The 3,777-nt window shown below is 42.5% G+C and carries 4 protein-coding genes; 3 read left to right on the top strand and 1 reads right to left on the bottom strand.

All coding sequences use genetic code 11. The annotated features are described in order from the left end of the window. The first annotated feature begins 103 nt into the window (after positions 1 to 103). Together N902_RS20555 and N902_RS19840 are read left to right on the top strand one after the other, a co-directional pair. The gene (locus tag N902_RS20555) at positions 104 to 436 is read left to right on the top strand and encodes a DnaJ domain-containing protein (RefSeq protein ID WP_084288438.1); all 333 of its coding nucleotides are present in this window, start codon (positions 104 to 106) and stop codon (positions 434 to 436) included. After that, positions 429 to 1,325 carry a hypothetical protein gene (locus N902_RS19840; protein WP_153304242.1) on the top strand — a complete coding sequence of 299 codons (897 nt, stop codon included), beginning with the start codon at positions 429 to 431 and terminating at the stop codon, positions 1,323 to 1,325. The genes N902_RS20555 and N902_RS19840 overlap by 8 nt, the downstream gene beginning before the upstream one ends. 236 nt (positions 1,326 to 1,561) lie before the next feature. Here N902_RS19840 and N902_RS0114110 read toward each other — a convergent pair whose 3' ends face one another. After that, positions 1,562 to 2,782, bottom strand: a complete 1,221-nt coding sequence (locus N902_RS0114110) for an IS1380 family transposase (protein ID WP_027371431.1) — start codon at positions 2,780 to 2,782, stop codon at positions 1,562 to 1,564. A gap of 174 nt (positions 2,783 to 2,956) precedes the next feature. Here N902_RS0114110 and N902_RS19835 point away from each other — a divergent pair, with 174 nt between their 5' ends. Further along, positions 2,957 to 3,574 (top strand): hypothetical protein, encoded by a 618-nt coding sequence (locus N902_RS19835; protein WP_153304241.1) that lies wholly within the window; start codon positions 2,957 to 2,959, stop codon positions 3,572 to 3,574. Positions 3,575 to 3,777: the final 203 nt, after the last annotated feature.

The following is a 3,777-nucleotide window of genomic DNA, read 5'->3' as shown; positions in this document are numbered from 1 at the left end:
ATTCGGGACAGCAATCGACTTTTTCGGCCTAAATAAGGAATTATGTCAAAGATCTTAGCTTGTTGAATGCAATAAAGTTACGCCGAAAGTTGAGTTTGTTGAGATAACAGGCAACGAAATACCTTACCCATCTGATGTAAGCTCAGCTAATTTTTGGAGAAGCCGAGCAAAGACAAACAGTGGATCTGCTGGAGGATCGAACACGAAAAACGATTCCCAGCATACATCTAAAACAGAAAATACAGCTCAAGCTTATGCCGTCCTTGGCCTTCGACAGGGGGCCACCATGGAGGAAATACGCAAAACATATTATCGGCTAGCTCAAATTCACCACCCAGACCGATTTGCTTCTTTAGGCGAAGAGGCTGTAGCGGCAGCTACCAACACATTTAAAAGAATCAATGAAGCCTATGAATTCTTGGTGAAACATGCGTGATTTATATTTTCGTTTGGGTATCTACCCAACCGCTCCTGAGGAAGAAATTCGAAAGGCCATTTCGAAATGTGATAGTGTTGCCTTAAAGGCAGATGCAGCAGCAGTTTTGCTCGTAGCAGCGCGAAGACAAAGCTATGATAGAGTTCATGAAACTCTCCATAACATAGGCACGCTTCGAGCTAACTTAGGGCTAACTTATGGGGAGAGTTGGATAAGGCTAGAGTCGGATGACTTCTCAAAGCATCCTACCTATACTGATTCTATGTATGATACACTTGTAACGAAGTTGCATCAAGTAAATAAGAAAGCAAAAATTAATAGGTTTACTGATTCTATCAAGGGATTTTTTTATGGTATCTTTCGTGTAGCTGCAATTGTTACCAGTATAGCTGCATTGATCTGGATTGGTTCTACATGGGAGAGTAGTTCTAGCTCATCTCAAACTACAACTGGCGAGCACAACACATCAACCCAATCAGAATTTAATGAACCAAAATTGCCACTGCCCTTCTCCGGTAAGGTAAGACGATTCACATCGCAGCCTGGAGTGGCTCCGCTTGAAATCAAGACTGACTCAAATAGCCATTATTTAGTAAAACTTGAAGATGTCACAACAGGAAAAGATATACTAGATGTATTTGTTCGTGGAGGATCTGCTGTAGAAATTGATGTACCATTTGGAAATTACAGAATGAAGTATGCATCCGGTCAAATTTGGTATGGTTACGACCACTATTTTGGTCCACATCCACTTACTAATTATAGCAAGGCTGAATCGACTTTTCGATTTTATAGCGATGGATCTAGTATAAAAGGTTATACAGTAACTCTTTATCGAGTTCTTGATGGGAACCTAAGAACCAGTCAGATTGGACCAAATCAATTTTAAGTTTATTAAATATATTTTATGTTAAATTCTGAATGTGTGAGAATCTATCGCTTATCTATATCCAAGGTTATTTTGCCCTGATAGGTCACGTAGATGCTATCCACGAAAGAACCAGATAACTTCAAAGACTTATAATACGAAGCTATAGCTGCAAGCCATCCTTGACAGTAAGTTAACGTTAAAGCGCTGGATACACTTGACCTGTACAAAACTACTTGTTTTTGAAAACCACCGAGCTATGCCGTCCTTAAGCGGAAGAACAGCTGATGAAAAAACTCAAACCACGGCCTAGGACAACCAAGATGAAGTCTCCATTGCTTGGCATGCCAGGTGAGCTTGCCGCACATGAACATGACGCTGCGCATGACTGTCTTCATCCGACGGCGTGTGGCCTTTATCAAGCCCACAGCCTCGGACTTGAACTCGGCATGATACTGCTCGCTCGTGCCTCGATCCCGGTATATCTTCAAAACATCCTTTTCCTGCAGATCAAGGGGGGGCCAGGCCACAAAGACCGTAATCTCCGGCGTCAGAAGCAGCTGACCGTTCTTGCTCATGGTTTCGGTGATCTCAAAAACGAGCCTGACCGGCGACTTTGCTCCTTCAATCTCTCTGTAGACACTGCCCCGGTAGACGGTCTGGTTCTTTTTCTTCTCCGGGACGAACTTTTCCCGGCAGTGGTCTTTGGCTGTTTGCAGCCAGTCCTCTTTGTTCTCCCGTCGCAGATTGTGCTTAATGATGAAGTCGGTATTGTCAGCCTGAATCAAATCCTTGATCAGTTCCTGGCTGTCGAAGCCGCAGTCAGCCACGACCAAAAGAGGTTCTTTGATCATAGAGCGGCCGTAGGCAAGGCTCTGGGCGATAAATCTCCTGGTTCCTAATGCATTGGAGTGGGCATTGCCCGGCCTGAGCTTTACGTTCACCATCCAGCTCCCTCCAAAGTGAGCGAAGATGGGATGGAAGCCGAATTGGTTATTGTAGGTAAACTCGGCTCCTTCCTTTTTGGTATCAGCGTTGTCGTAGATGACCGTATCAACGTCCATGCGGACCCAGGAGCAGTCCTGATCGTAGTGTATGTACTCGGGCTGCATCCCGACATTATGCCAAAGACGCTGCGAGCACTCCGGCAGCTGTTCTTCCAGCCCGGTTTCCAGGCTCAAGCTCTGAAACCCCTGCCTGAGGATCTTGGCGGAGGGGACTCTCTTGATGCCCAGGACGTTTTGAAAGAACTCGTCCTCGCGGAACTCTTTGACGTGATCGAAGTCGGTTTTCCCTTGGCACAAAAGGCCACACAGGGTTCTGAGAATTTCGCCGTCCGTTATCTGTGGCTGCTTGGCCTTGCTTATCTTATGACCCAATTCATCTATACCGCTTATTCTGGTGAATTCGCCGATCAAAGCCAGCCCGGCATGTCCGAACTGAGAAGAGCTGTCGTGCAGTACCTCGCTTATGGTCATACCCATCCTCCTCCGTGCACCCTATGGGTGAGACATTGGCCTTGAAGTGCGATGGACGTAACATACTAAAATAATTGATTATGGCCAATAATTGAAATCCAGTTAACACTGTATAAAGAATGATTCACTTCACAGATCTAGGATTTATTATTAAAATATAATATTTTATTACATATGTATTTAATAACTGCAAGAATATCTTTTTTTATAGCTGTACTCGCAACATTGGTATGGGTTGTTCAACCTAACGAAAGCTGTGAATTTGAACTTCATTTTGATCGCATTTCTGCATTTTTTCTAGCTCTTGCATCTTTCATATTAACAGAATATAGCTCATATAAAAAATCTTCAGCTAACCACATTTCATATCATCCTAACGACAAGTTACTACTTCAAGAACTTTATCAAGATATAGATTCACATAATTTAATTTATTTTTTAAGAACCCATGACTTTGGAGCGTCATTCAATCCTGATGATACTAGGCCGTTGCATATATTTGTTGGAAAGTGGATTGGAGCAGACAAGGATTTTCAAGATAATTCTATAGAAAAGCAAAAAAAATTGCTTGTTGCATCTGCTCAGAGGCTATCCCATCTAATCGGAAACAAAACTTACAATATTAACCAATACGTACAGTCTACATCCCCAAAGAATGAACATGGTGAATTAAGATCAGAAAAAACATGGCAAAATATAAATGAAATAAACAAGGCTGCGGATGATTTTGTGAGTAAATACGATAATTTTATTAGAGTTTGCAAGAAAAAGATCCCTTTGGCTGACAAGTAGCAATATATGTGCTCATACAACATACATTACCTCATTATCTGATCACAACCAAATATTATTACATAGCAACCAATAACCCTCTGGAACAAAATCAATAGTGAGAGTAAAGGGACATTATGTTGTCAGTTGTATTATGTTGCGAGAATTGAGTATGGGAGGTCTCTGATACCCCGATACCCCGCCAAGATTTTTAACCAGTACCC

The sequence above is a fragment of the Desulfovermiculus halophilus DSM 18834 genome (genome assembly GCF_000620765.1).
GTDB lineage: Bacteria > Desulfobacterota > Desulfovibrionia > Desulfovibrionales > Desulfothermaceae > Desulfovermiculus > Desulfovermiculus halophilus.
Note: the sequence above shows the minus strand (reverse complement) of the source record. Positions and strands in the feature narration are given on the sequence as shown.